Source organism: Nannocystis exedens, from assembly GCF_002343915.1.
GTDB lineage: Bacteria > Myxococcota_A > Polyangia > Nannocystales > Nannocystaceae > Nannocystis > Nannocystis exedens.
Map to the genome: position 1 here is coordinate 522,273 of NZ_NETK01000001.1, position 22,430 is coordinate 544,702.

General features: G+C 72.4%; 17 protein-coding genes. 8 read left to right on the forward strand and 9 right to left on the reverse strand.

The window, feature by feature from the left end; genetic code table 11:
• Nucleotides 1–2: 2 nt before the first annotated feature.
• Genes NAEX_RS01930 through NAEX_RS01940 form a run of 3 tightly spaced genes read right to left on the reverse strand, consistent with a single transcriptional unit; the run spans nucleotide 3 to nucleotide 4,197 of the window.
• Nucleotides 3–485 (reverse strand): PepSY domain-containing protein, encoded by a 483-nt coding sequence (locus tag NAEX_RS01930; RefSeq protein WP_096325819.1) that lies wholly within the window; start codon nucleotides 483–485, stop codon nucleotides 3–5.
• A gap of 40 nt (nucleotides 486–525) precedes the next feature.
• Entirely contained in the window at nucleotides 526–3,015 is a 2,490-nt protein-coding gene (locus tag NAEX_RS01935; RefSeq protein ID WP_096325820.1) for a TonB-dependent receptor family protein, read from the reverse strand.
• A 6-nt stretch (nucleotides 3,016–3,021) separates the two neighbouring features.
• Nucleotides 3,022–4,197, reverse strand: coding sequence for a hypothetical protein (locus tag NAEX_RS01940; RefSeq protein ID WP_143141198.1), 1,176 nt, complete (start codon nucleotides 4,195–4,197; stop codon nucleotides 3,022–3,024).
• Nucleotides 4,198–4,343: 146 nt separating this feature from the next.
• Here NAEX_RS01940 and NAEX_RS49440 point away from each other — a divergent pair, with 146 nt between their 5' ends.
• The 5 genes from NAEX_RS49440 (at nucleotide 4,344) to NAEX_RS01965 (ending at nucleotide 8,908) form a co-directional block, all read left to right on the forward strand.
• Nucleotides 4,344–5,603: a hypothetical protein gene (locus NAEX_RS49440; RefSeq protein WP_096325822.1), complete on the forward strand. Its 1,260-nt coding sequence runs from the start codon at nucleotides 4,344–4,346 to the stop codon at nucleotides 5,601–5,603.
• A 28-nt stretch (nucleotides 5,604–5,631) separates the two neighbouring features.
• The gene (locus NAEX_RS01950; protein ID WP_096325823.1) at nucleotides 5,632–6,048 is read left to right on the forward strand and encodes a hypothetical protein; all 417 of its coding nucleotides are present in this window, start codon (nucleotides 5,632–5,634) and stop codon (nucleotides 6,046–6,048) included.
• A gap of 138 nt (nucleotides 6,049–6,186) precedes the next feature.
• Nucleotides 6,187–6,501 (forward strand): YfhL family 4Fe-4S dicluster ferredoxin, encoded by a 315-nt coding sequence (locus NAEX_RS01955; RefSeq protein ID WP_096325824.1) that lies wholly within the window; start codon nucleotides 6,187–6,189, stop codon nucleotides 6,499–6,501.
• Between the two features lie 298 nt (nucleotides 6,502–6,799).
• Entirely contained in the window at nucleotides 6,800–7,855 is a 1,056-nt protein-coding gene (locus tag NAEX_RS01960; protein WP_170135378.1) for a lysylphosphatidylglycerol synthase transmembrane domain-containing protein, read from the forward strand.
• Nucleotides 7,856–7,930: 75 nt separating this feature from the next.
• Nucleotides 7,931–8,908 carry a lysylphosphatidylglycerol synthase transmembrane domain-containing protein gene (locus NAEX_RS01965; RefSeq protein WP_170135379.1) on the forward strand — a complete coding sequence of 326 codons (978 nt, stop codon included), beginning with the start codon at nucleotides 7,931–7,933 and terminating at the stop codon, nucleotides 8,906–8,908.
• A 64-nt stretch (nucleotides 8,909–8,972) separates the two neighbouring features.
• On the opposite strand, the gene NAEX_RS01970 is transcribed toward NAEX_RS01965, so the two are convergent.
• From NAEX_RS01970 to NAEX_RS01980, 3 genes are all read right to left on the reverse strand, one after another.
• A complete protein-coding gene (locus tag NAEX_RS01970; protein ID WP_096325827.1) occupies nucleotides 8,973–10,973 on the reverse strand; it encodes an alkyl/aryl-sulfatase in 2,001 nt (666 codons plus the stop codon).
• Nucleotides 10,974–11,306: 333 nt separating this feature from the next.
• Entirely contained in the window at nucleotides 11,307–13,349 is a 2,043-nt protein-coding gene (locus tag NAEX_RS01975) for an alpha-amylase family glycosyl hydrolase (RefSeq protein WP_170135380.1), read from the reverse strand.
• A 210-nt stretch (nucleotides 13,350–13,559) separates the two neighbouring features.
• Nucleotides 13,560–14,477, reverse strand: coding sequence for an NAD-dependent epimerase/dehydratase family protein (locus tag NAEX_RS01980; RefSeq protein WP_096325829.1), 918 nt, complete (start codon nucleotides 14,475–14,477; stop codon nucleotides 13,560–13,562).
• A gap of 91 nt (nucleotides 14,478–14,568) precedes the next feature.
• On the opposite strand from NAEX_RS01980, the gene NAEX_RS01985 reads away from it, so the two are divergent.
• Nucleotides 14,569–15,453 (forward strand): LysR family transcriptional regulator, encoded by an 885-nt coding sequence (locus NAEX_RS01985; RefSeq protein WP_245913574.1) that lies wholly within the window; start codon nucleotides 14,569–14,571, stop codon nucleotides 15,451–15,453.
• A 385-nt stretch (nucleotides 15,454–15,838) separates the two neighbouring features.
• Here the strand turns inward: NAEX_RS01985 and NAEX_RS01990 are convergent, their stop codons facing one another.
• From NAEX_RS01990 to NAEX_RS02000, 3 genes are all read right to left on the reverse strand, one after another.
• A complete protein-coding gene (locus NAEX_RS01990) occupies nucleotides 15,839–16,444 on the reverse strand; it encodes a TetR/AcrR family transcriptional regulator (protein ID WP_096325830.1) in 606 nt (201 codons plus the stop codon).
• Between the two features lie 32 nt (nucleotides 16,445–16,476).
• Complete coding sequence (locus NAEX_RS01995; RefSeq protein ID WP_170135381.1) at nucleotides 16,477–17,856, reverse strand: cytochrome P450; 1,380 nt, start codon at nucleotides 17,854–17,856, stop codon at nucleotides 16,477–16,479.
• 314 nt (nucleotides 17,857–18,170) lie between these two features.
• On the reverse strand, nucleotides 18,171–20,309 hold the full coding sequence (locus tag NAEX_RS02000; protein ID WP_096325832.1) for an alpha-amylase family glycosyl hydrolase: 2,139 nt from the start codon (nucleotides 20,307–20,309) through the stop codon (nucleotides 18,171–18,173).
• 96 nt (nucleotides 20,310–20,405) lie between these two features.
• Here NAEX_RS02000 and NAEX_RS02005 point away from each other — a divergent pair, with 96 nt between their 5' ends.
• Together NAEX_RS02005 and NAEX_RS02010 are read left to right on the forward strand one after the other, a co-directional pair.
• Nucleotides 20,406–20,714 carry a hypothetical protein gene (locus NAEX_RS02005; RefSeq protein WP_143141199.1) on the forward strand — a complete coding sequence of 103 codons (309 nt, stop codon included), beginning with the start codon at nucleotides 20,406–20,408 and terminating at the stop codon, nucleotides 20,712–20,714.
• 58 nt (nucleotides 20,715–20,772) lie between these two features.
• Entirely contained in the window at nucleotides 20,773–22,425 is a 1,653-nt protein-coding gene (locus tag NAEX_RS02010) for a carbohydrate porin (RefSeq protein WP_096325834.1), read from the forward strand.
• Nucleotides 22,426–22,430 lie beyond the last annotated feature (5 nt).

Genomic DNA, 22,430 nt, shown 5'->3' on the forward strand with positions numbered 1-22,430 from the left:
GCTCAGCCGCGCGAGCGGCGGCGGCTGACGATCATACCGAGGCCGGTGACGACCAGCGCGAGCATCCCGAGGCCCGCGGCCAGCGCGGCGGCCTGCCCCGGCAGACCGACGATCTCGCCGGTGTGCAGCTTGAACAGCAGCTGCGTCAGCCCGCCCGCGGTGCGCCGGCGCTCGATCAGCGCCCCGTCGCCGGCGAAGTAGAGCACCGTCTCGTCGTCGTCGTCGACCCAGAACACCCACGGCTCGTCGGGCTCGGTGGCCAGGCCGATGTCGGTGATCACCTCGTCGCCGGCCTCGCGCTGGGCGCGCGCCAGCAGCTCCATCAGCGGCAGAGGCTGCTCGATCACCGGGGCCGACGGTGGCGGCGTCTTCATGCAGCCGCGGAACACCAGGATCGCCCCCGTCAACGCGATCACCGCGAACACCGCCGACAGCGTCGCGCCGACCGCCTGGTGCAGCTTGAACAGCCTTCTCCGCGTGCTCATAGGGGCATGTCCCTCCGGACATGCTCTTCAAAGCATGTCCTCAAAGCATGGCCCCCCACGTGCGCCAGAACCACCGCTCGATCCGGCGCACCCCGGCGGTCCAGACCCGGCGGTCGACCTTGCCGCGCCTCCAGCTCGCGCGGGCCTGCTCGCCGGCCTTGCCGCGGATCCACTCGTGGGCGAAGCCCAGGTTGAAGTAGAACGTCCGCGGGCGCATGGCCAGGATGCCGCCGTTGATGTCGTCGGAGCGGGTGAACCACTGCTCGTTCAGCAGGTTCTTGACGCCGACGGTCGCCTCGAGCCGCCAGCCTGCGGGCAGGCCGGCGCGGTAGCCGAGCCACGCGCCCATCAGCGTGTAGGCCGGCATCGTCCCGACCTCGCCGGTCGCGCGCGGGGCGTCCCAGTTGGCGTAGTCGGTGTACTGCTTGTCGACGAACTCGACCTTGGTGCCGACGCGCAGGCCGAACGGCGCCTCGTAGCTGGCCGAGCCCCACACCTCGTGCGCCGGGTACCACGGCATGCGGTTGCCGGTGTAGAGGTCGCGCAGCACGCGGCTGCCGTTGTACGCGTAGCCGACGTTGAGCTCGAGCCCGTCGACCTTCTCCCACACCTCGCCGGGCAGCCACTCGAGGTCGACCTCGGCGCCGTAGGTGTGGGCCGCCGGGATGATGTCGATCGCGTTCTCGCCCTCGTCGCGCAGGTTGTTGAAGTAGCGGTACCAGCCGTCGACGGTCGCGTACACCCCGCCGAGCTCCATCAGCTTCACGCCGGCCTCGACGGTGTCGGCCAGCTCGGGCTTGATGAAGCGCAGCGCCCGGCCCATCGCCTCCCCGGGGTTGATCGGCTGGATCGCCCCCGACAGGTAGCTCGGGGCCCCGAACGAGCGCCCGTAGCCGAGGTAGAGCCCGACGTGGTCGCCGCCGTACCACAGCGACGCGGCCGGCAGCGGCCCGCCGTACAGCGGCCGCGGGTAGCTCAGGCCCTCGAGCACGTTGTAAAAGCTCTGCTTGGTCAGCTCGAGGCGCACGCCGCCGGTCAGCACGAGCTTGGTGTCGAGCAGGTAGATCTTGTCCTCGAGGTACAGCGAGTAGCCGCCGATCCGGCCGTCGAAGCAGCGCAGCGCGTTGGGCGAGCCCTCCGGCAGGATCGTCCCGCGCGGGCACACGCGCGAGTCGCCGTCGGCCTCGAGCTTGTCGCCCGGGCGCTCGGGGAACTCGACGCGGAAGCCGCGGATCCGCGCCGTCTCGAACACCCCGCGGGTGCCGATCGAGAGGTCGTGGAAGCCGCCGCGGTGGCGCACGCGGAACGCGTAGCGCGGCTCGATGCCGACCACGTCGAACGCCCGCGGTTGCACGAGCAGGAACGTCGGCGCCGCGCCGAGGTTGCGGTCCTCGTTGGTCGCCTGGACCACGCGCCGCAGCGTGTGGCTGTAGAACGCGATCACCTGCAGCTCGTGCTCGGCCCTGGGCCGCCAGTGCAGCTTGAGGCTCGTGCCCTCGCGGTGGCCGTTGAAGCTGTCGTACGGGCGGATGCTGGCGAACCGGTCCTTCTCGTAGGTCTCGGAGTCGACGCCGCCGGGGAGGTTGGTCTTCTCCCAGAACAGGTGCGTGCTCGACAGCAGCTCGAGCCGCTTCGTCACCGGCACCGCGAACTTGAGGATCCCGCCGTGGCTCTGGAACTCGCTGTGCTCGCGGTACGTCTTGCCGAACCGCGGCGCGTACTCGACGTAGACGCCGATGCCCCTGTGCGTGCCGCCGTACGAGGCCGCCGCGCCGGCGTCGCCGAACTGGTCCGACTGGGCGAACACCGCCACCGTCGGGTTCTTCGGGATCGGGTGCGAGACCATGTTGAACACGCCGCCGGACGTCCACGGCCCGAAGCGCACCGACGAGCCGCCGCGCACCGTGTCGACGCGGGCGATCTGGAACAGCGACAGCGGGAACAGCACCATCGACGGCGCGCCGTACGGCGCCGGCGCCACCGGCACCTCGTCGAGCAGCACCGTCGCCTGCTCCGACAGCCGCGGGTCGGCGCCGCGGACCGCCAGGTTCAGCTTGGTCGCCGACGTCCCGAGCCCCGACGCGCCCTCGACCGCGCGCACGCCCGGGACCTTGTCGAGCAGCTCCGCCACCCCGCTCGCGCCCTGGGCCTTCGACTGGTCGACGTCGACCACCTGCCGCCCGCCCGCGTGGCGGTGGGCGTCGACCCGGGTCGAGCGGCCGAGCAGGTCGGTCGTCACCTCGATGTCGCGCGACTCGCCCGGCAGCAGCTCGCCGCCGGTCGCCGCGGGCGCGCTCGCGGGCGCGCTCGCGGGCGCGCTCGCGACCGGCGCCCCCGGGCTCGCCTGCTCGCCGGCGCCGTCGCCCGCCGCGCCTGGCTCTTCGGGCATGCTCTTCGGGACAGGTCCCTTGGAGAATGTCCAATCGGGCCTGTCCTCCGGGGCAGCTACGTCCGGCGCCGCGTCCGGCCCGTCGTACGCGCGCGGGTCGGCCGCCAGCAGCAGGGCGAGGTGGAGCGCGAGCGACGACACGACGGCTCAGGGCACGACGACGGCCGTGGCCCCGCGGATCCGCAGGCTGCGATCGGGATCGGTGAACAGCGGCCCGAGCTCGTCGTGGACCGCGAACTTCCACGACCCGGGCGCCTCGGCCGTCGGCTCGGTGATCTTGTAGACCGTGCCGCCGATGCCGACGCCGTAGAGCGCGCCCTGGACCCGCGCCAGCCCCTCGATCTCGAAGCCGGCCGGGATGTCGTCGATGAACGGCCCGTACGCGCGCGGCTCCGGCAGCTCGCCGGTCGCCGCGACCCGCAGCAGCTCGTGACGCCCCTCGGGGAACGTCTCGGACATCTCGCCGCGGACCAGCGCGAGCACGTCACCGTCTGGCCCGGGGGCCATGTCCCCGGAGACACCCACCTTCTCGTCGAACTGGGCGTGGACCGAGCAGATCGGGTCGCAGGCGTAGTAGGCCGGGTCCTGGCTGATGTCGCTCGGCAGCACGCAGTGCTTGGGCGCGGCCAGGAACCCGGGGTCGAGCAGGAACAGCGCCCCGCGGGCGTCGAGGCCGTTGCCGGGCTTGCCGGCCGAGGCGGCGAACAGCGAGTCGCCGACGAACTCGAGCCCGGTCATGCTCTGGCGCCAGTAGCAGGCGTCGGTCGCCGGGTCCTGCACGTCGCCGTACTTAAAGGCGTAGCGGACGCTCTCGATGCGGTTGTCGGCGCGGGTCCAGTCGGGCACGCCGAGGGTCATCAGGCCCCACTCGTCGTTGAGCGGGTCGTAGCTGAGGCCCCACAGCCCCTGGTCGGCGTGCCAGGCCAGGTCGCGCACGGTGAACCGCATCAGCGACGTGTCGGCCATCGAGATCGGGCCCATCTTCTCGTCGAGCCACAGGTTGCCGAGCTTGGCCAGGCAGCCGCCCTCGCCGTCGCAGCGCTTCGACGGGTCGTACAGGTACAGCGCGTTGCCGACGAACCGGCCCTTGTCGTCGAGCGGGAAGTTGGACTGGAAGTTCGCCCCGCCGTCGGTCGGCTTGGTATTGACGATCAGCATCAGCTCGCCGCGGAGCGGCTGGTCTTCGGGACAGCCCTCGCAGAGGTCGACCTCCGGCGGCAGCCCGTCGCCCTCGAACGTGTCCGGCTGCATCGGCTCGAAGCCCACGCAGCCCCACGCGACCGTCGCCATGCCGGCGAGGGCAATATTGAAAATCGTTTTCATTTTGCGGGTTCTGTAGCACCGCAGTCCCCCGGGGGTCAAGCGAGGAACTCTCCCCAAGAGACAGGAAAGAAATGACCTTGCAAATGATTTTCCTTTTCATTATGACCGGCGCCGTTCGGCCCAAAGCGGCCCATCAGGAGACTTTCATGCGTCTGCGCAGCCTTCCCCTCCTCGCCCTCTCGCTCGGTCTCGCCGCCTGTCCCGGCAACGAAGCGGAGACCGACAGCACCACCGACGCCTCGACGGCCGGGCCGACCACCGACGAGCCGGCGACCGAGGGCACCGAGACGGCGGGGCCGACGACCACCGAGGACGAGCCGACCGCCGGCACCACCGGTGAGCCCGGCGGGGACCTGAACCCGCACACCCTCGGCGACCACGCCAGCCAGGCCTGCCAGGACGCGATGGCGGGCGCCGCGGCGTTCTTCGCCGCCACCGCCGACGCCGACGCCGCCGGCGCCACGGCCGCCTACACCGACGCGCTCAAGGTCTACGTGCAGTCGCTCGACACCGCGAACATGCGCGACGACGACAGCGCCATCACGGCCGCGCTCGCCGACGCCGACGGCCCCGGAGCCGCGCTCGCCGAGGGCCACCTGTACACCAGCCTGATGTTCCACCTGCGGGCCAACCTCTCGGCCGTCGAGACCGGCGCCGAGGACAAGTACGCCGCCTGGGACGAGGCCCACTGCGTGTGGGACGGCGGCCTGCGGAGCCTCGTCGAGCGGGCCCAGGCCCAGGGCTGGGAGGGCGCCGGCGACCCGATGGCCGCCGACATCGACGCCGCCTTCGCCGCCGGCCACGACGGCATCAGCGGCGAGGCCCCCGCCACCGCGATCGACGACTGGCGGATCCCCCCGTCGAAGCAGATCATCGAGAAAACGCTGTACCGGGCGGCCCACCGCGACATCGTCGGCCAGGCGATCGGCGCCTCGATGGCGATGGACGCCACCCCGGCCGCGCGCGCGCTCGGCGTGTTCGGGATCGTGCGCGACCGCCTGGAGGGCCGCAACACCCCCGGCATCGCCGTCATCGAGGGCATGCTGGCCGGCGACCCGGCGATGATCAGCGGCACGCTGATCGCCATCGAGATGGACAAGGCGTTCGCCAAGCGGACCCGCAACTACGCCGACCAGGCCTTCATGGAGGGCCTCGGGATCCCCGCCAGCTACAAGGGCGCCGTCGAGGGGCGCACCTATGCCAAGCTCATCGTCGCCGGGATGGGTTCGGCGATGATGAACACCGAGGCCTACCTCTCCGACTGGGAGGAGTACGCCGAGCTGGTGCGCACCGGCGAGGACGAGGCGGCCGCCATGGAGGTCAGCCAGCGCCTGGTCGACGCCACCTGCGCGTACCAGACCGCGCTCGGAATCGCCGCCTGCACCGGCAGCGATGACGAGATGTAGCCCGTCAGCGCAATATGGCCGCACCTGCATGGCCGAGATTTTTTCCGGGTTCAGCGAGTTCGGCCGCGTGTTGGCCGACTACATCACGCGAGAGGCCGCCGCGCGCGGGGCGGTGCTCAGCGACGACCAGGGCGACGCCGTCGACCTCGCCTTCGACGAGGCCCGCACCACCGCCCTGGAGGTCCAGATCCTCGGCGCCCAGCTCGACCGGGCCGCCGAGCGGCTGAGTTCTTGGTTCCAAGATCGCAGCCGGGGGCCCTGTGAGATCTTGATTGAGGCAAGTCACGGGCGCCTCTGCTGCGCGTTCGTCGGCGGCGCCTACGTGCTGGCGGTCGTCTCCGAGCCCGCGCAGGGGGACGACGAGGCCCGCACCGCCGAGGCCGAACGCGTGCTCGCGGGCTTCCGGGACCTGCGCCGTGACATCGAGGCGCTCCTTCAGGCCTGACGGCGGCGGCCCCGCGGGGCCGCGCGCGATCTTGACGCAAGGTCACATGTCGCGCCCCACACCCCCTGCGCCGCCGCCGTCCAGGCGTGGCACACTGCGGGCGCGTGGCCCCGGCCCGGAAGGAGCCCAATTTTACCCATGGCGACCCACATCACTGAAGAGTGCATCAACTGCGGCGCGTGCGAGCCGGAGTGCCCCAACGAGGCGATCTCGGAGGGCGACGACCGGTATGTCATCGACCCCAACCTCTGCACCGAGTGCGTCGGGTTCCACGATTACGAGGCCTGCCAGGCCGTGTGCCCGGTCGAGTGCTGCGTCCCCGACCCCGAGCGCCGCGAGAGCGAGGAGACCCTGCTCGAGCGCGCCCGCAAGCTGCACCCCGAGAAGAGCTTCCCCTCGGTCGCCGATCTGCCCAGCGACCTGAGCCGCTTCCGCAGCGCGAAGAAGAAGTGAGCCGTCGCGGCCGCCGGCCGCCCGGTATCGACAACCTGCATCACTCCGGAGCGGCGCCCTGCGCCGCTCTTCGCGTTGGGTCGGCCGACGTTCCACGACCGGCCCGGGCGAGTGCATCACCTCGCCGGCGAGCGCGGCGCCTCCCTCGTGCCGCCGCGTGGGTGCGGCCCGGCCGAAGCGAGCCGGATCGCCGCCCCGGCGCGCCGCGTGAGCCGTCTCCACGGCGCCGGCCGGCGATCGTCGGCGGGTCCGAACCAGGGTCCTGACATTCGCGGCCGCCCGGGGCACTCTCGCCGGCGTGACCGCCTCGCCCGCCCCAGCGCCGACCGCCGCGCCTGCGCCCGCGCGCGCGTGGCTGCGCGTCGGCCTGTCGCTGGTGATCACCGGCCTCGCGCTGTGGCTGGTCCAGCGACAGCTCGACCCCGTGCCGGACGAGCTCGAGATCGCCGCCTGGGGCTTGCCGGCCTACCTCGCCACCCTGCTGCTGTACGCCTTCTTGCGCTCGGCCCGGTGGTGGTTCCTCGTCAGACCTTTGGGACAGGTTCGCTTCGGCGACGTCATGCTCGTCGGGCTCGCGGGCGCGCTGTGGATCGTCGCCTTGCCGTGGCGGCTCGGCGAGCTGGTGCGCCCGGCCCTGCTCGCGCGGCGCAGCGGCATCCCGGCCAGTCAGCTGCTCGGCACCGTCGCCATCGAGCGCGTCGTCGACGGCCTGTGCGTGTGCGCGGCCTTCTTCGTCGCCGCCGCCGGCGCCCCCGACGTCCCGGCCCTGACCGGCCTCTACGCCGCCTGCACCGGCGCCTTCGCCCTGTTTGCGACCGCCCTCGCCGTCCTCGTCGTGCTCGCCCGCTGGCCGGCCGCGCTCGAGCTGCTGCTGCGCCGCGGGCTCGGGCGGATCGCCGCGCGGCCGGCCGCCGTCCTCGCCGACGTCGCCCGCGGCCTCGCCGACGGTCTGCGCGCCCTGCCCTCCCTGCGGCCGCTGCTGCTGTTCCTGATCGGCACCCTCGCCTACTGGGCCACCAACGTGTTCGGCATGGCCCTGCTCGCGCGCGCCTGCGGCCTCGACCTCGGCCTGCTCGAGGCGCTCGCCGTGCTCGCCGTCCTCAACCTCACCCTGCTCGTGCCGGGCCCCCCCGCGCACGTCGGCACCTTCCAGCTCGGCGTCGCCGCCGGCCTCGGCCTGTTCCTCCCGCCCGACGTCGTCCGCGCCGGCGGCTCGACCTACGCCTTCTTCCTCTACACCTGCCAGCTCGCCATGATCGCCGCGCTCGGCATCGCCGCCAGCCTGCGCCTGCGCCTCGGCTGGCGCGCCGCCCTCGACCTCCGCCCGCCCGCGGCCGGCCCCGCCGGCGTCTAGCCCTTCGCACATGTCCCTTCCTCTCTGCCCGTTCCACCAGGTCCATTCGGACATGTCCCCGAGGAGAGGCCGCGCGTGAGCCCGCGGGTGCGCGCCGCGCTCAAGCTGCTGCTCGGCCTCGGCCTGCTCGCCGGGCTGGTGTGGTGGCTGGTGCCGGGCGGCGACGAGCTGCGGGCCGCGTTCGCGCGGGCCGAGCTGCGGCCGGGCTGGCTCGGCGTGTGCCTGCTGGCGACCTTCGCCGCCACCCTCGTCACCAGCGCGCGCTGGCGGCTGATGGCCGAGGCGATGGGCGGCAACCGCCTGCCGCTCGTCGCCTACTTCCACAGCCTCGCGCTGACCAAGATCCTCGGCCAGGTCAGCTCCGCGTTCGTCATGGACATCGTCGGCCGCGGCGTCGCCCTGCGGGCCGCCGGCTCGCAGCGCGGCCTCGGCCACGCGATCACCCAGGCCGTGCTCGAGCGCGTGTTCGACCTCGTGCTGCCGGTCATGCTGCTCGCCTGGGCCCTGGTCGCCTGGCGCGGCGGCTTCACGCCCGCCGAGGCGGCCGGCTCGTTCGCCGGCGTGTGCCTGGTGTTCGCCGCGCTCGCCGCGGTGTGCCTGGCCCCGCTGACGCGCCTGGCCCTGCGGACCTACGCGGCCGCCCGCGCCCTGCGGGCCCGCCTGCGCCGCGTCGCCGTCGACGACCCCGAGCTCGACCCGCCCGTGGTGGACCGCCGCCTGGCCGTGCAGATCGGCGTCTACAGCCTGCTGCGCTACCTCTCGGCCATGCTGCTGTTTTGGTCGACCGCGGCCGGGATCGGCGTCGACTTCAGCTTCTTCCAGATCGCCGCCGCCACCCCGGTCGGGCAGCTCGCGGGCATGCTCGGCTTCACGCCGGGGGCGCTGGGGATCCAGGAGGCCGGATGGGTCGGCGGCTTCAAGTGGGTCGGGGCCGACGACGCCGCGATCGCGCTGTTCGTCCTCAGCTCGCGCCTCGTCATGACCGCCTCGTTCGCCGTGCTCGTGCTCGTCAGCTGGCCGCTGCTGCGGCGCAGCCGGGCCGCGCAGGCGTGACCTGGCCGCACGAACATGCCCCGGCGAGCATGTCCTCAAGGTCATGCCCTGGACGACATGTCCCTCACGGCGTGACGATGTTGAACGTCGGCGGGAAGCGGTCGAGCAGGCCGAAGAACTCCTCGACGGCCGCCCGGTCGCCGCGCAGCTTGAGCGACCGGGCCGCGATCGCCTGCTCGATCGTCGTCTGCCCGAGCTGCAGCTCGATCAGGGTCAGCTTCTGCAGGGTCAGGGCCGCGTCGGCGCCCGGGACCTCGGCCGCGCGGCGGGCGTAGTTCATCACCCCGCGGTCGATCGTCAGCTCGTAGCGCTCCTTCACGTCCGTGAGCTCGACGTCGAGCTTCAGCGTCTTCGCGGCCGCGCGCGCCCCGTTGAGGCGGACCGCCAGGTAGTCGAACAGCAGCGACGGCGGCAGCGCGCGCAGCGTGTCGCGGCCGCTCGGGTCGGGCGGCTGGGCCTCGGGCACGCCGTGGCGCAGCTCGTAGGCGCCCTGCAGGTACTCCGAGCGCCACGGCCCCGACTCGGCCTGGTAGCCGAGCTGCTCGTACGCGTCCGCCAGCAGCTCCTTGCCGGCCGCGCTGTCGGGGTTGGCGAACACCACGTGCCGCAGCACCTGCGCCACCCAGCGGTACTCGCCGCGCGCGAAGTCGGCGCGGGCGCGCTCGATCACCGCCGCCTCGCCGCCCATGTACTCGACGTACCGGCGGGCCGCCGGCTCCTGCGGCAGCTCGTCGAGGTCCGACGGGTTGCCCGTGTAAAAACCCATGTAGCGGTCGTACACCGCCCGCGCGTTGTGGCGGACCGTCCCGTAATAGCCGCGGTTCGGCCAGTACTGCGCCAGCGCCGGCGGCAATTGCAGGTACTCGGCGATCTCGGTGCCGATGTAGCCGAAGTTGAGCATGTGCAGCGATTGATCGTGGATGTACTTGTAGAGGTCGCGCTGCCGCTCGAGGTAGTCGCGCACCTTCTTCTGGCCCCACATCGGCCAGTGGTGGGACTGGAACTTGACCTCGATCCCGTCGCCGTACAGCTCGATCGTCTGCTGGAGGTACTTGGACCACGCCAGCGCGTCGCGGACCGGCGCCCCGCGCAGCGTCTGGATGTTGTGCAGGGTGTGGGTCGCGTTCTCCGCCATCCACATCGCCTTGAACTGCGGGAAGTAGGTGTTCATCTCGGCCGGCGCCTCGGTGCCGGGCGTCAGCTGGAACACCATCTTCACCCCGTCGATCGTCAGCTCCTGGCCGGTCTTGTCGATCGTCTGCGTCGGCGCGAGGAGCGACACCGTCCCCGACGCGTTGGCGATCCCGAGGCCGCTGCCCACGTTGCCCTGGGCGTCACGCGGGAGGAACATCCCGTACATGTACGCCGCGCGCCGGCTCATCGCCGCGCCGGCGAGCACCATTTCGCTGACCGCGTGGGCCATGAAGCCCTCCGGGGCGATGATCCGCACCCGACCGGAGCGCACGTCGGCCTCGTCGACCAGCCCGCGCACCCCGCCGTAGTGATCGGGGTGCGAATGGCTGTAGATCACAGCGACGATCGGCCGGTCGCCGAGGTGCTGCTTCACCAGCGCGTGCGCGGCCTTCGCCGACTCGATCGTCAGCAGTGGGTCGAGCACGATCCACCCGCGGTCGCCCTTGATGTACGTGATGTTCGCCAGGTCGAACCCGCGGACCTGGTAGATCCGCTCCGTCACCTTGAACAGCCCGTAGATCAGGTTGAGCTGGGCCTGCCGCCACAGGCTCGGGTTGACCGTCTCGGGCGCCGGCGCGTCGCGGCGGATGAACTTCTTGAAGGGCTCGAGGTCCCACACCACGTTGCCGTCGGCGTCGGTGATCGTCAGCGTGTGCGGGCGCGCGATCAGCCCGCGCTCGGCGTCCTCGAAGTCCGAGCGGTCGGCGAACGGCAATTGCTGCAGCAGCGCCGCATGGACCCGCCGCGTCGCCTCCGTCGCGGGCTTCGGCCCCGAAGGCCCTGCGGCCAACACCGCGACCTTGGCCCCGGCCAGCAGCAGGGCCAGGGCGCCCAGCGAGATCAGCAGGATTCGGGGTCGGCGGAGCGGCATGGTAAGGCGTATGGCCGAGGACCGCGCCCGCGCCAGTGACCGCCCGCCCGCCCGTCTGCGCCCGCCGGACCCCGCTGCGGCCGGCGGCCCGGCAATGTCGATACCTGTCCTTCGAGCCAGCTATTGCAAACCCGGCCGCGCTCCCCGCCGCCTGCCCGTGCGGGCCCGCGACGCGTCGCTGCGATCACGCACGGCGAGCGGCGTGGAGCCTCGCTCGCGCCGCCGCGCGGCGCCAGGCTCGCCGCGGGCGGCGGCCGCGACGCCGACGATCTTCGCGCGCCGCTCGAGACCGGGCGGCACTTCGAGACATGTCCCGAGGGACATGTCCCATCATCACGGGGCGACGAGGATCCGCGCCGAGCGGGCCGGCACCATCACCGTCGGCCCGTCGATCGTCTCGCCGGAGAGCTCGTCCTTGAGCGCCATCGCCGGCAGCCCGCCGACCGACTTGGCGGCGTCGCTGCGGTTGAGGGCGACCCACACCGTCTCGCCCTCGCCGGCCATCGAGTAGGCCATCGTGTCGGCGTCGGCGCCGAGGCGGGTGTACGAGCCGCGGCGGAGCGCCGGGTGAGCGGCGCGGCTGGCCCCGAGATCCTGGATATGGCCCAGGAGCCAGCTCTGCCCGCTCGAGTAATTGGTCCATTGCATGAAGCGGCGGTTGTCGGGGTCGCCGGCGCCGGGCATCCCGACCTCGTCGCCGTAGTAGACGAGCGGCGCGCCGAGGGTCGTGTACAGGATCGTGAACGACAGGCCGAGCCGCTCGAACGCCGCCGCGCCGCCGGGCAGGCCGGGCTTGTCGTTCCACGCCTTGTCCTTGCCGTCGGCCCACTGGTTGTTCCACACCGGCGTGTCCTCGGCCAGGTGGATCGCGCGCGGGATGTCGTGATTGCCGATGAACGTGCTCATCACCGCCGCGCCGCCGTTGTAATAGTTGTTGTTGCCGTCGAAGAAGTCGGCCAGCTCCGTCATCGTGCCCTGGCGCATCAGCACGTTGTAGGCCATCTGCATGCGCAGCGGGAAGTCGAACTGGCCGTCGAGCTTGTCGCAGCCGACGTACTTGTTGATCGTCGGCTTGTCGCCCGTGAACGTCTCGCCGACCATGTAGAAGTGCTGGCCCGACATCGGCTCGATGTCGGCCTTCACGCGCGCGCGCAGGTCGGTCAGCCACTCGATCTTGATGTGCTTGACCGCGTCGAGGCGGAACCCGTCGGCGCCGGTGTCCTTGATCCACTGGATCGCGTTGTTCACCGAGTAGTCGCGGGCCGCCTGGTTGCTGAAGTTGAAGTCGGGCAGGTAGTCGGTGAACCAGCAGCGCTCGCCGTCGGCCCCGTCCCACGAGCAGCCGGCCCCGCACACGCAGTCGCCGCCGTTGCCGTTGTCGTTCGGGTTGAACCAGTCGGGGTTGTCGGCGTAGACCGGCGCGGTGACGTGGACGTGGTTCATCGCGTAGTCGAGGATCACCTTGAGGTCGGCCGCGTGGGCCGCCGCCACCAGCGCCTGCAGCTCGGCCAGCGTGCCGAAGTGCTCCTCGGTCTGCGTCAGGTCGGTCGGCCAGTAGCCGTGGTACGCGCTGTACAGGTGCCCGTCGGTGCCGAGGCCGTCGTCCGACGTGTTGTTCATCGGCACCGTCAGCCACAGCGTGTTGACGCCGAGCTCGTTGAAGTAGCCCTCCTCGATCTTCGCCGTCACCCCGGCCCAGTCGCCGCCCTGCCAGTCGGCCGCCGTCTCGACCCCCGTCAGCGCGTCGTTGCCCGGGTCGCCGTTGTTGAAGCGGTCGACGAACACGAAGTAGATGATCGCGTCGCGCCAGTCGAACGCGCCCTCCTGGTCGACCGCGCACGAGCCCGCCTCGCAGGTGAACTCCTCGCAGGTCATCGGCTGCAGCACCGAGTTGTAGCCGCCGAAGCCGTCGTCGACCTGGTCGGGGTTGTTCGGGTCGGGGATCCACGTCATCGACCCGTCGATGCGCAGCTTGTACTGCACCGCGGTGTCCCACGGGATCGGCACCGTCACCCGCCAGGTGTTGCCGTCGCTCGTCATCGCCGCGCCCTTCGTCCAGCCGTCGGGCGCGAAGCTCCCCATCACCTCGACCGAAGTCTCGCCCATGTCGGGGTACGTGAACTCGTAGGCGCAGCGCTTGAGGGCGTCGTCGCACATCGGCGGCGGCGGCTCGCCGGTCGTCGGATCGGGGCCGGTGGTCGGCTCCTCCTGTCCGCCGGTCGCGTAGCCGGTCACGCCGCCGCCCATCGACGGGTCGTACGGCATCGTGCTCGGCGGCATCGTCGCCGTCGCGGTCGTCTCCGACTCCAGCGGCGGATCGGTGCAGCCGACGAACAGGGTCGAAAGGACAGGTAAGATCCGGAGCGAGCGGGCCACGCGGGCCCAGGATGGCGCCGTTGCCCGCCCGGGGTCAAGCCTCCGGCCCCCTCCTACCCGCCCTCGCAGGCCCGGCAGGCCCGATCGCGGCCCGAGCGTCAAGGCCGGGCTCGCTGCGACCCCCGGGTCCTCCCGCGCGTCCGTCATCATCTGCATTTCAGGACATGGCCGATCGGACAGCCGGCGCCGCCGGGCCCGAGGCGACGCGCCTCACTGCGGCCCGAAGTCCTGGCGATAGCTCCCGCGCTCGATGTCCTCGAGCAGCCCGATCCGGCGCGGCTGCCAGCCGAGCGCGCGCGCGTGGGTGGCCCGCACGCGGCTGTTCGAGGCCAGGCCGAGGCTCGCCGCCTCGACGCCGAGCGCGGCGATCGCGTCCACCAGCGGCCACTCGACCGTGCGGTCGCCGAACCCGAGCATGCGCCCGATCGATCGCGCGACGTCGGCCAGCGCCGCCTCGCCGTTCTCGGCGAAGAAGAAGCTGCCCGGCTCGGCCTTCTCGAGCACCAGCGCGTACAGGTCGACCAGGTCGTCGATGTGGACATTCGACCAAATGTTGCGACCCGGCCCGATGTGGACCCCGGCGCCGCGCTCCTTGGCCGCGCGGATCAGCATCGGCACCTGGATCGAGTCGCGCTTGATGCCGGTGCCGCGGCCGTAGATCATCGTCGGGCAGATCACCGCGGTGCGCAGCCCCTCGCCCGCCGCCTCGCGCACGCGGCGGTCGATCGCCACGCGCGCGACCTTGGCGGGGATCGGCGTGTTCGGCGTGTCGTCGGTGAACACCCGTGCCGAGAACTCGCCCGTGCCCTCGTCGGCCACGATCGACGACCCGCTGGTGTGGATCAGCGTCTTGCCGGTCCCGCGCAGCCCGGCGACGAGCGCCTCGATCGCCGGCCGGTGATCGGAGTCCGCCGTGTTGATCACCACGTCGGCCTCGCCGGCCAGCCGCTGCAGCAGCGCCGCGTCGTCGAGCCCGCCGAGCACCGGCCGCACGCCGGTCGCCTCGATCCGCGCCGCCGCGGCCGGATCGCGGACCAGGCCGACCACCGCGAAGCCGTCCTGCGCCAGCCGCCGCGCCACCGAGCCGCCGATATAACCGGAAACACCTGTCACGAATGCACGCTTCATCTCGACTCCTCGTGCCGCGAGTCTGGTCTGTTCCGTCGCAGCATGGTAGGACGATTCCTGGCACACGCCCTGTGCCTTCGAGGCAAAGCTCGTGGATCTGACCCCGCAACTCCAGGCGTTCGTGCGCAGCGTCCGGGCCGGCAGCTTCAGCGCCGCGGCGCGCGAGGCCGGCACCACCCCCTCGGCCTTCAGCAAGCAGGTCGCGCGGCTCGAGCAGAAGCTCGGCGTGCCGCTGGTGGTGCGCACGGGTCAGGGCCTGCAGCCCACGCCCGAGGGCGAGGCCCTGTTCGAGCGGGTCCAGCGGGCGCTCGACGACATCACCGACGCCTGCGAGGAGGCCTCGCGCGCGACCGGGCCGCGCGGGGTCGTGCGGATCAGCGCGCCGGTCGAGCTCGGCCACGCCTGGCTGGTCCCGCGGCTGCCCGCGCTGCACCGCGCCCACCCGCAGATCGCCGTCGAGCTCGGCCTCGCCGACCGCTTCGTCGACCTGCAGGCCGAGCAATTCGACCTCGCCCTGCGCGTCGGCGGCGAGGGCGACGGCCGCCTGGTCCAGCGGCGGATCGGCCGCCTGCGCCGCTGCGTCTGCGCCACGCCGGGCTACCTCAAGTCGCACGGGGTCCCGCGCACGCCCGAGGCGCTGACCCGCCACGTCCTCCTCGCCATCCTCCGCGGCGGCCGGCGCGTCCCGTGGGAGCTGCCCGGCGGCGCCCGCCTGGTCCCGCAGGGCCCCCTCGCCGCCGACAGCAACGAGGCCCTGCGCCAGCTCGCCCTCGCCGGCGTGGGCATCGCCTGGCTGCCCGACGTCACGATCGCCGCCGACGTCAAGCGCGGCGCCCTGCGCCTGCTGTTCGCCGACGAGCCCGAGCCCGGCCTGCCGATCCACCTCGTGTTCCCGCAGGGCCGCCTGCTCGCCCCGCGCGTGCGCGCGGTGGTCGACTTCCTCGCCGACGCCGCCCGCACCAGCATGGCCGCCTGAACATGTTTAAAGGGGCATGCCCTTTCGAGAAGGTCCTTTCGAGCATGTCTTGAATCACGCCGCGCACGCCGAGCGGCGACCGCCGGGGCTCCTGTCTACCTGCTGCGCTCGCCCGCCCAGCGGGCCCGGCTCCCCGGCGTCGACGGCCTGCCCGCCGACCGCAGCCCGATCGCCGGCCAGCACTGCGACTCCGCCCTGTGCGCCCTCGCCGAGGCCGCCGACTCGCGCAACCGTGGGCATGTCCCGCGGGACATGACCTTTCAGACATGCCTCCAATCCCATGCTCGCCGGGACAGGTCCATCGGCACACGCCCGGAAGGTCATGTCCGTGCGCTCGGCCCGCACGCGCGGCTCGAAGGGCCGACCGAGGTCGCCGCCCGCGGCCTCAGGCGTCGCCGTCGTCGCGGTACAGCAGCCGGGCCGCGCGGGCCACCTGATCGACCACCATCTCCGGGCTGAGGAGCCCGCCGGTCCAGCCGACCAGGCGCGAGAACCACACGTCCTCGAGCACGGCCAGGCGGTCGAGCTCGAGCGCGCTGACCGGGCCGTCGTCGCGCCCGCGGATGGCGCCGACGATCAGCTCCATCAGCGCGGTGTGGAACCGCTGCAGCCGCTCGGCCAGCGCGTTCTCGCCGGTCGCGGCCGAGCGGATCACCGCGCGGCCGAGGTGCGGCCGGGCGCACAGCGTCTCGGTCAGCGCGGCGAAGCACTGGACCAGCCGCTCGAGCCGGGTCTCGCCCTGCAGCGGCTCGCTGGCGAAGCGCTCGCGCAGCCCCACCAGCTCGAGCGACAGGACCCCGACGAGCAGGTCCTCCTTGCTGCGGAAGCGCTTGTAGACCGTGCCGAGGGCCACGCCGGACGCCTGGGCCACGTCGCGCAGGCGCACCGCCGAGAACCCGCCGGTCTCGGCGAGACGGACCGCGGCGTCGAGGATCCTCCGGGCGCGGTCGTCGACCAGGGTGAGCTCACCGGGGAGCGGGACTGCGGTCATCCCCCTGGGTGTACGTAACCCCGCGGACGGCGTCAACGCTTGGCCTCGACGCGAACGAGGACCCCGTGGCGCGGGCGCATCGTGATCTGGAACTCCTGCGCGATTCGGGCCCGCGCGCTCAGCGTCAGGCGGAACCGCTGGGCGATCATCGCCAGCACCAGCGTGCCCTCGAGCAGCGTGAAGTGGTTGCCGATGCACATCCGCGGCCCGGCGCTGAACGGGATGTACGCCAGCTTGTGCCGGCCTTGCTGCTGGCCGGGCATGAACCGCGCCGGCTCGAACCGCTCCGGGTCGTCCCAGAAGCGCGCGTCGCGGTGCATCAGGTACGGCAGGTAGAGCACGCGATCGCCCGGGTACACCCGGTGGCCGGCCAGCTCGGTCTCGGCGACGATGTCGCGCCCCCCGCTCCAGGTGGGCGGATACAGCCGCAGCGACTCCTGCAGCACCGCCCTGGTGTAGACGAGCGTCGACTGCACGTCCTCGGCGGTCGGCACGCGCCCCGCGAGCTGGTCGACCTCCTCGATCAGCTTGTCCCACACCGCCGGGTGCGTGCCGAGCAGGTAGAACGTCCACGCCAGCGCGATCGCGGTGGTCTCGTGGCCGGCCAGGAAGAACGTGGCGATCTCGTCGCGTACGAGCCGCGGGTCGAGCGGCGCGCCGTTCTCGTCGCGCGCGTTGAGGTACGCCGCCAGCAGATCGTCGCCGAGCGCGCCGGCCGCCCGCCGGCGCGCGATGATGTCGAACGTCACCTCGTCGAGCGTCTTCAGCGCCTTGCGCAGGCGCAGGTTGCCCGGCGTCGGCCAGTGCAGCGGCAGCTGCAACATCTGGTTGCCGCGCCCCGACACCTGCTCGAGCGCCACCGTGAACGCCGCCGCCGACTCGCCCACCCGGGCGCGCAGGTCGAGGCTGAAGAGCGTCTCGCCGATGATCTCCATCGCCAGCGCGAGCAGCTCCGAGTACACGTCGAACTCGTCGCCGACGCGGTAGCGCCGGGACCACTCCTCGAGCGTGCGCTCGGTCAGCCGCGTCATCTTGCCGGCCAGCGCCGCCACGCTGCCCTTGTTGAACGACGGCTGGGCGATCCGCCGCTCGCGCCGCCACCGCTCGCCCTCGCTGGTCAGGATCCCGTCGCCCACCAGCATGCGGATCGAATCATACGTGTCGCGCTTGCCGTACGAGTCCTTGTCGGTGAGCAGGATCTGCTCGACCGCGTCGGGGTGCAGCGCCACGAACAGCGAGTGCTTGCCGACGACCAGACGAAAGAAGTCGCCGTGCTTCTTCCGCGCCTCCTCGACCAGCGGGAGCAGCCCGTGCCGCGTCAGCATCGGCAAGTGGCCGAACACCGGCCAACGCGGCGGCGTCGGGATCGAGTCGATGGGCGGCGAGACACGGTCGAGCAAGGCTTGCAGCACGGAGGTCGTCCTCTTTGAAACGCGTTCCACATCACTAGAACACGTTTCATTTCGCCGCAAGCGCCGCCTCCGCGCGACTCCGCGCATTCTCGCACAGGGAGCCGAATCTGCCGCGCTGGCGGTGATCGGCAATCCCGCAGGCCCCCTCGTCTCGCCGCGCGCATTCGCGCCGCGCAACGTCGACCGCTCGTTCGGGCCCCTCCGAGCGGCGGATGCTCGTGCGAACATGTCTGTGAAGACATGTCCGAGCGAGCATGTCCCTTCATCCATGCTCAGGAGAACATGCCCGTCCGAGCAGGTCCTTCCGCCCACCGTCACAGGCACGGGTCGCCGGCGGGCAGCAGCACCCGCTGCGAGCGCGGCGCCATCGGCACCGCCGCGCCGGGGCCGAGCGCGAAGGCCTCCCCGCTGAGCGCATCGACGTACTCGCCTGGCTCGAGGGAGAAGTCCGCCAGCGCCACCGCTCGCCCCTCCCCCGCCCGCGACACCAGCACCAGCGCGCGCTCGCCCGCCGGCGTCGCCCGCTCGAACGCGTACGCGTCGGCGGTCACCGTCACCGCCCGCCGCGACCCGCGGAGCAGCGCCGGCGAGCAGCGCCGCAGCGTCCCGAGCTTGCGCGCGGTCGCCAGCAGCTTCGCCTGCGGCGGCGACAGCTCGTCCCACGCCGGCATCACCCGGCGGCAGTCGGGATCCTGCCCGCCGGCCAGCCCGACCTCGTCGCCGTAATACACCACCGGCAGCCCGGGCAGCGTCAGCACCAGCCCGAGCGCCAGCGCCTGCCGCTCGAACGGCAGCGCCGCCTCCGGCTGCGGCTCCGGGCTGGCCCAGGGGTCCGATGCCGTCCCCCCCGCCGCCTCCGACAAGAACCGCGTGACGTCGTGGTTGCCGATCATCCGCGCCAGCGTCCCGCCGCTGCCGGCCGTCTTGGCCTCGACCTCCGCGAGCGACGCCTCGACCGCCGCGAACCCGGCCGACTCGTGGGCGATCGCGTCGCGCAGCGCCCACATCAGCGGGAAGTCGAACACGCTGTCGAGCCCGTCCGGCCCGAGGTAGTAGCGGATCACCTCGATCCCCCACGCGCCCGGCCCCGTGAACACCTCGCCGACGAAGAAGCTCGCCTCGCGCGGCGCCAGCCGCTCGCGCACCTCCGCCGCGATCCGCCGGGTCGCCGCCCGCGGCATCATCGGCACCGCGTCGACCCGCAGCCCGTCGAGGTCGAACGTCTCCGTCCACCACACCGCGTCCTCGTAGGCCCAGCGCAGGGCATCCGGCCGCTCGAGCCGCAGATCGGGTAGGTACGGCGTGAACCAGCAGGTCTGGATGTAGCGCCCCCAGTCGCAGCCGCCGAGCCCGCACACGCATGGCGGATCGGACATGTTCCAGAGGTCCTGCGCCTGCGACTCGCGGTAGCGCGGGTTGTCCTCGTACACGTGGTTGGGCACCAGGTCGAGCAGCACCCGCAGCCCCCGCGCGTGCGCGGCCGTCACCAGCGATCGCAGCGCCGCCTCGCCGCCGATCCGCGGCTCCACCCCGCGCGAGTCGAGCGGCCAGTAGCCGTGGTACCCCTCGTAAAGATGCCCGTCGCCGCGGCCCTCGCGGGCCTCGACCGGGTTGACGTACACCGGCGACAGCCACAGCGCCGTCGCCCCGAGCGCCTCGATCGCGTCGAGCTCCGCCTCGATCCCCGCCAAGGTCCCGCCCGCGCGCCCGCCCGGGCTCGCCGGCGGAGCGAGCGGCGCCCCGCCCGGCCCGCGGAAGCGATCGATCATGATCTGATACAGCAGCCCCTCGTGCGGCCGCTCCGCCGCCGGCTCGACCCATCCGACCGCCCGCGCCCGCGCCTCGCGGCCGGCCTCGTCGACCGCCACCAGCTCGAGCGAGTGCTTGCCCCGCGGCAGCCCGGCGCGGGCGATCGTGATCGCCCCGCTCGCCGCGTCGATCGTCGCCGGCACCACCGACCCATCGCTCGTGCGGGCCTCCGCGCGCTGCAGCGGCGATCCGTCGCTGGCCGCCAGCAGCCGCGCCGACGCCGTGAGATCGCCCGTCGGCGTCGCCGTCACCCCGTCGACCACCAGCTCCGGCTGCGCACAGTCGGCGATCCGCAGCAGCGACACCTCGAGGTCGTCCTGCTCCTGCCAGAAGGTCGTCAGCGGGTTGTGGGCGTCGACGCGGTCGACCCCGTCCTCGACGATCAGGTAGCCGTATTCGCCCGGCGGCAGCTCCACGCGGGCCACCTGCCACTCCGGGTCCTCCCGGCTCGCGCGCAGCGGGATCCCGGGCACGTACCACGAGTTCCACGAGCCCACGAGCTCGAGCGTCGCCCCCGGGCGCTGCGGCTGGGCCCACACCGTCGCCGCGCAGTCGCGCCGCGGAGGCGCCGCGTCCTCGCATGCAGCGAGCCCGGCCGCGATCGCCGCGGCGGCGACTCGGGCGGACGTGCCTCGGCTCCGCATCGGCGCCAGCGTATCACGACGCGACCCGCGGCCGGCCGCTCCGTGCAGCCCCGTGCGCGTCTGCCTTGTGGTGCTACGGGTTTCACGGAGCCACTCATGCAGTCACAACAGATGATCCAGGCCCTCGCGCAGATCACCTCGGACTTTCGCCGCGGCGACCTCGACGCCGCCTACCAGGGCTATCGCGACCTGTTCAGCAACCCTGCGTTCGCCCAGGGCAGCGCCGAGGCTCGGCGACATGCGCTGCGGCAGTTCGTCCACACTCAGGGGGCCCCGACCGAGTTGACCCGGACCATGCGGGTCGCCCACGACGCCGCGGTCGGGCCGCTGCAGGCCCTGATCGCCGAGAGCGACGATCCCGGCGACCGCGAGCTGCTGAAGACCCTGAAGCAGCGCCTCGGCTGACGCCCGCGATCCACGCTCGACAACCGTCGTCGCTTCGGAGTACCAATGCGACGACGCCGTGCGCCGCGATCTACGTCCTCTCCTGCCCCTCGCCGTCGCGTTCCTCGGCGTCGCCGTCTCGCCGGCGGCGGCCGCCCAGAGCCCGGCCGCCCCGCCCACCACCTCGCAGCCCACGGCCTCGACGCCGCCGGTGACCCCGGCCCCGGCCGAGCCCGGCCCTACCGAACCTGGCCCTGAGGACAGCTCGGTCCCCGTCGAGCCGCGGCCCGAGTCGGTCCCGGCGACCGCCGCCGGGCCGGCGCCCACCGCCGAGAAGCCGCCGGAGGCGCCGGTGCCCGAGCCCAAGCCGGCCAAGCCGTCGTCCCGCGGCCCGCACCCGCACGATCCGAACAGCCCGCCCGGCCTCGCCGACGGCTTCCACTTCGGCTCGTACGGCCGCGTCATCGCCGGCGGCGACGCCGGCGGTCGGGCCGGGCGCAACGGCGACATCGTCGCTCGCGGCTCGCGGCTCGACGAGGCCAACTACGCCGAGCTCGAGCTGCGGCGCGAGGACTACTGGAAGTCGACCGGCGCCTACACGCGGATCGTCGCCACCACCGCGTTCGCCAACCCGATCTTCCACTATAACGGCCAGTTTGCCGCCTCGCTGGCGATCCGCAACCTCTACCTCGAGGTCCGCAACGCCGGCGTCAAGGGCCTGTCCTTTTGGGCAGGTTCTCGCATGTACCGCGGCGACGACATCTACCTGCTCGACTTCTGGCCGCTCGACAACCTCAACACCATCGGCGGCGGCGTCGGCTACACCTTCAAGACCGGCACCGAGCTCAAGTTCCACGCCGGCCTCAATCAGCCGACCGATCCGTACTATCGCCAGACCATCCTGCGCCCGCCGGCCTACAATCAATTCGGCGCCGCCGAGGTCGCGATCCTCGATCGCCAGAAGCTGGTCAGCAGCGTCAAGCTGACGCACGTGTGGCCGGTCGGCGAGAGCGGCGGCGTCAAGGGCATCCTCTACGGCGAGCTGCACTACGTGCCCGAGGGCCAGCGCGAGGTCGAGAGCAAGGTCTACGAGAACGTCCCCAAGGACAAGGGCTTCGTCGGCGGCGCCCAGGTCGGCGCCTTCACCGGCAAGCGCAGCACCTACGTCAACCTCACCGCGCGGTTCGCCAGCGGCCTCGCGGCCTACGGCGAGCTCAACGCGCCGCGGCAGCTCCGGCCCGATCGCCTGACCACCGGCGCCTACGAGTTGCTCGTCACCCTCAGCGGCAACTGGGAGCGCGGCCCGTTCGGCCTGCTGATGGGCTCCTATTATCGCCAGTTCCGCAACGCCAGCCGCTCGCTCGATTGGGACGACCTCAACGAGGGCATCGTCATCGCCCGCCCGCAGGTGTGGTTCGCCAAGATCGCCGGCGTCGCGCTCGAGGCCTCGTATCAGGCCCAGCAGCGCGGCGTCGCCACCGAGGCCGAGCCCAACCTGTTCAAGCCCGTGTTCGCGCAGATGGGCCGCTTCGGCCTGATCCCGTTCATCACGCCCGGCGGCCCGGGAGCGTTCCAGCGCCCGCACATCCGCCTGATCTACCTCCTCACCGTGCGCGACGCCGCCGCGCGCTCGTTCTACCCCGCCGAGGACGTGTTCGCCCGGCGAGGCATCGACCACTTCATCGGCGTCGGCGCCGAGTGGTGGTTCGGGAGCACCAGCTACTTCCGCTGACGCGG

Bases quoted from the DNA above. Each gene is read 5' to 3' on its own strand.
- NAEX_RS01955 (WP_096325824.1), top strand. From the start codon at position 6,187: ATGGCGACCCACATCACTGAAGAGTGCATCAACTGCGGCGCGTGCGAG.
- NAEX_RS49440 (WP_096325822.1), top strand. From the start codon at position 4,344: ATGCGTCTGCGCAGCCTTCCCCTCCTCGCCCTCTCGCTCGGTCTCGCC.
- NAEX_RS01940 (WP_143141198.1), bottom strand. From the start codon at position 4,197: ATGAAAACGATTTTCAATATTGCCCTCGCCGGCATGGCGACGGTCGCG.
- NAEX_RS01990 (WP_096325830.1), bottom strand. From the start codon at position 16,444: ATGACCGCAGTCCCGCTCCCCGGTGAGCTCACCCTGGTCGACGACCGC.
- NAEX_RS02000 (WP_096325832.1), bottom strand. From the start codon at position 20,309: ATGCGGAGCCGAGGCACGTCCGCCCGAGTCGCCGCCGCGGCGATCGCG.
- NAEX_RS01930 (WP_096325819.1), bottom strand. From the start codon at position 485: ATGAGCACGCGGAGAAGGCTGTTCAAGCTGCACCAGGCGGTCGGCGCG.
- NAEX_RS02005 (WP_143141199.1), top strand. From the start codon at position 20,406: ATGCAGTCACAACAGATGATCCAGGCCCTCGCGCAGATCACCTCGGAC.
- NAEX_RS01950 (WP_096325823.1), top strand. From the start codon at position 5,632: ATGGCCGAGATTTTTTCCGGGTTCAGCGAGTTCGGCCGCGTGTTGGCC.
- NAEX_RS01980 (WP_096325829.1), bottom strand. From the start codon at position 14,477: ATGAAGCGTGCATTCGTGACAGGTGTTTCCGGTTATATCGGCGGCTCG.
- NAEX_RS01970 (WP_096325827.1), bottom strand. From the start codon at position 10,973: ATGCCGCTCCGCCGACCCCGAATCCTGCTGATCTCGCTGGGCGCCCTG.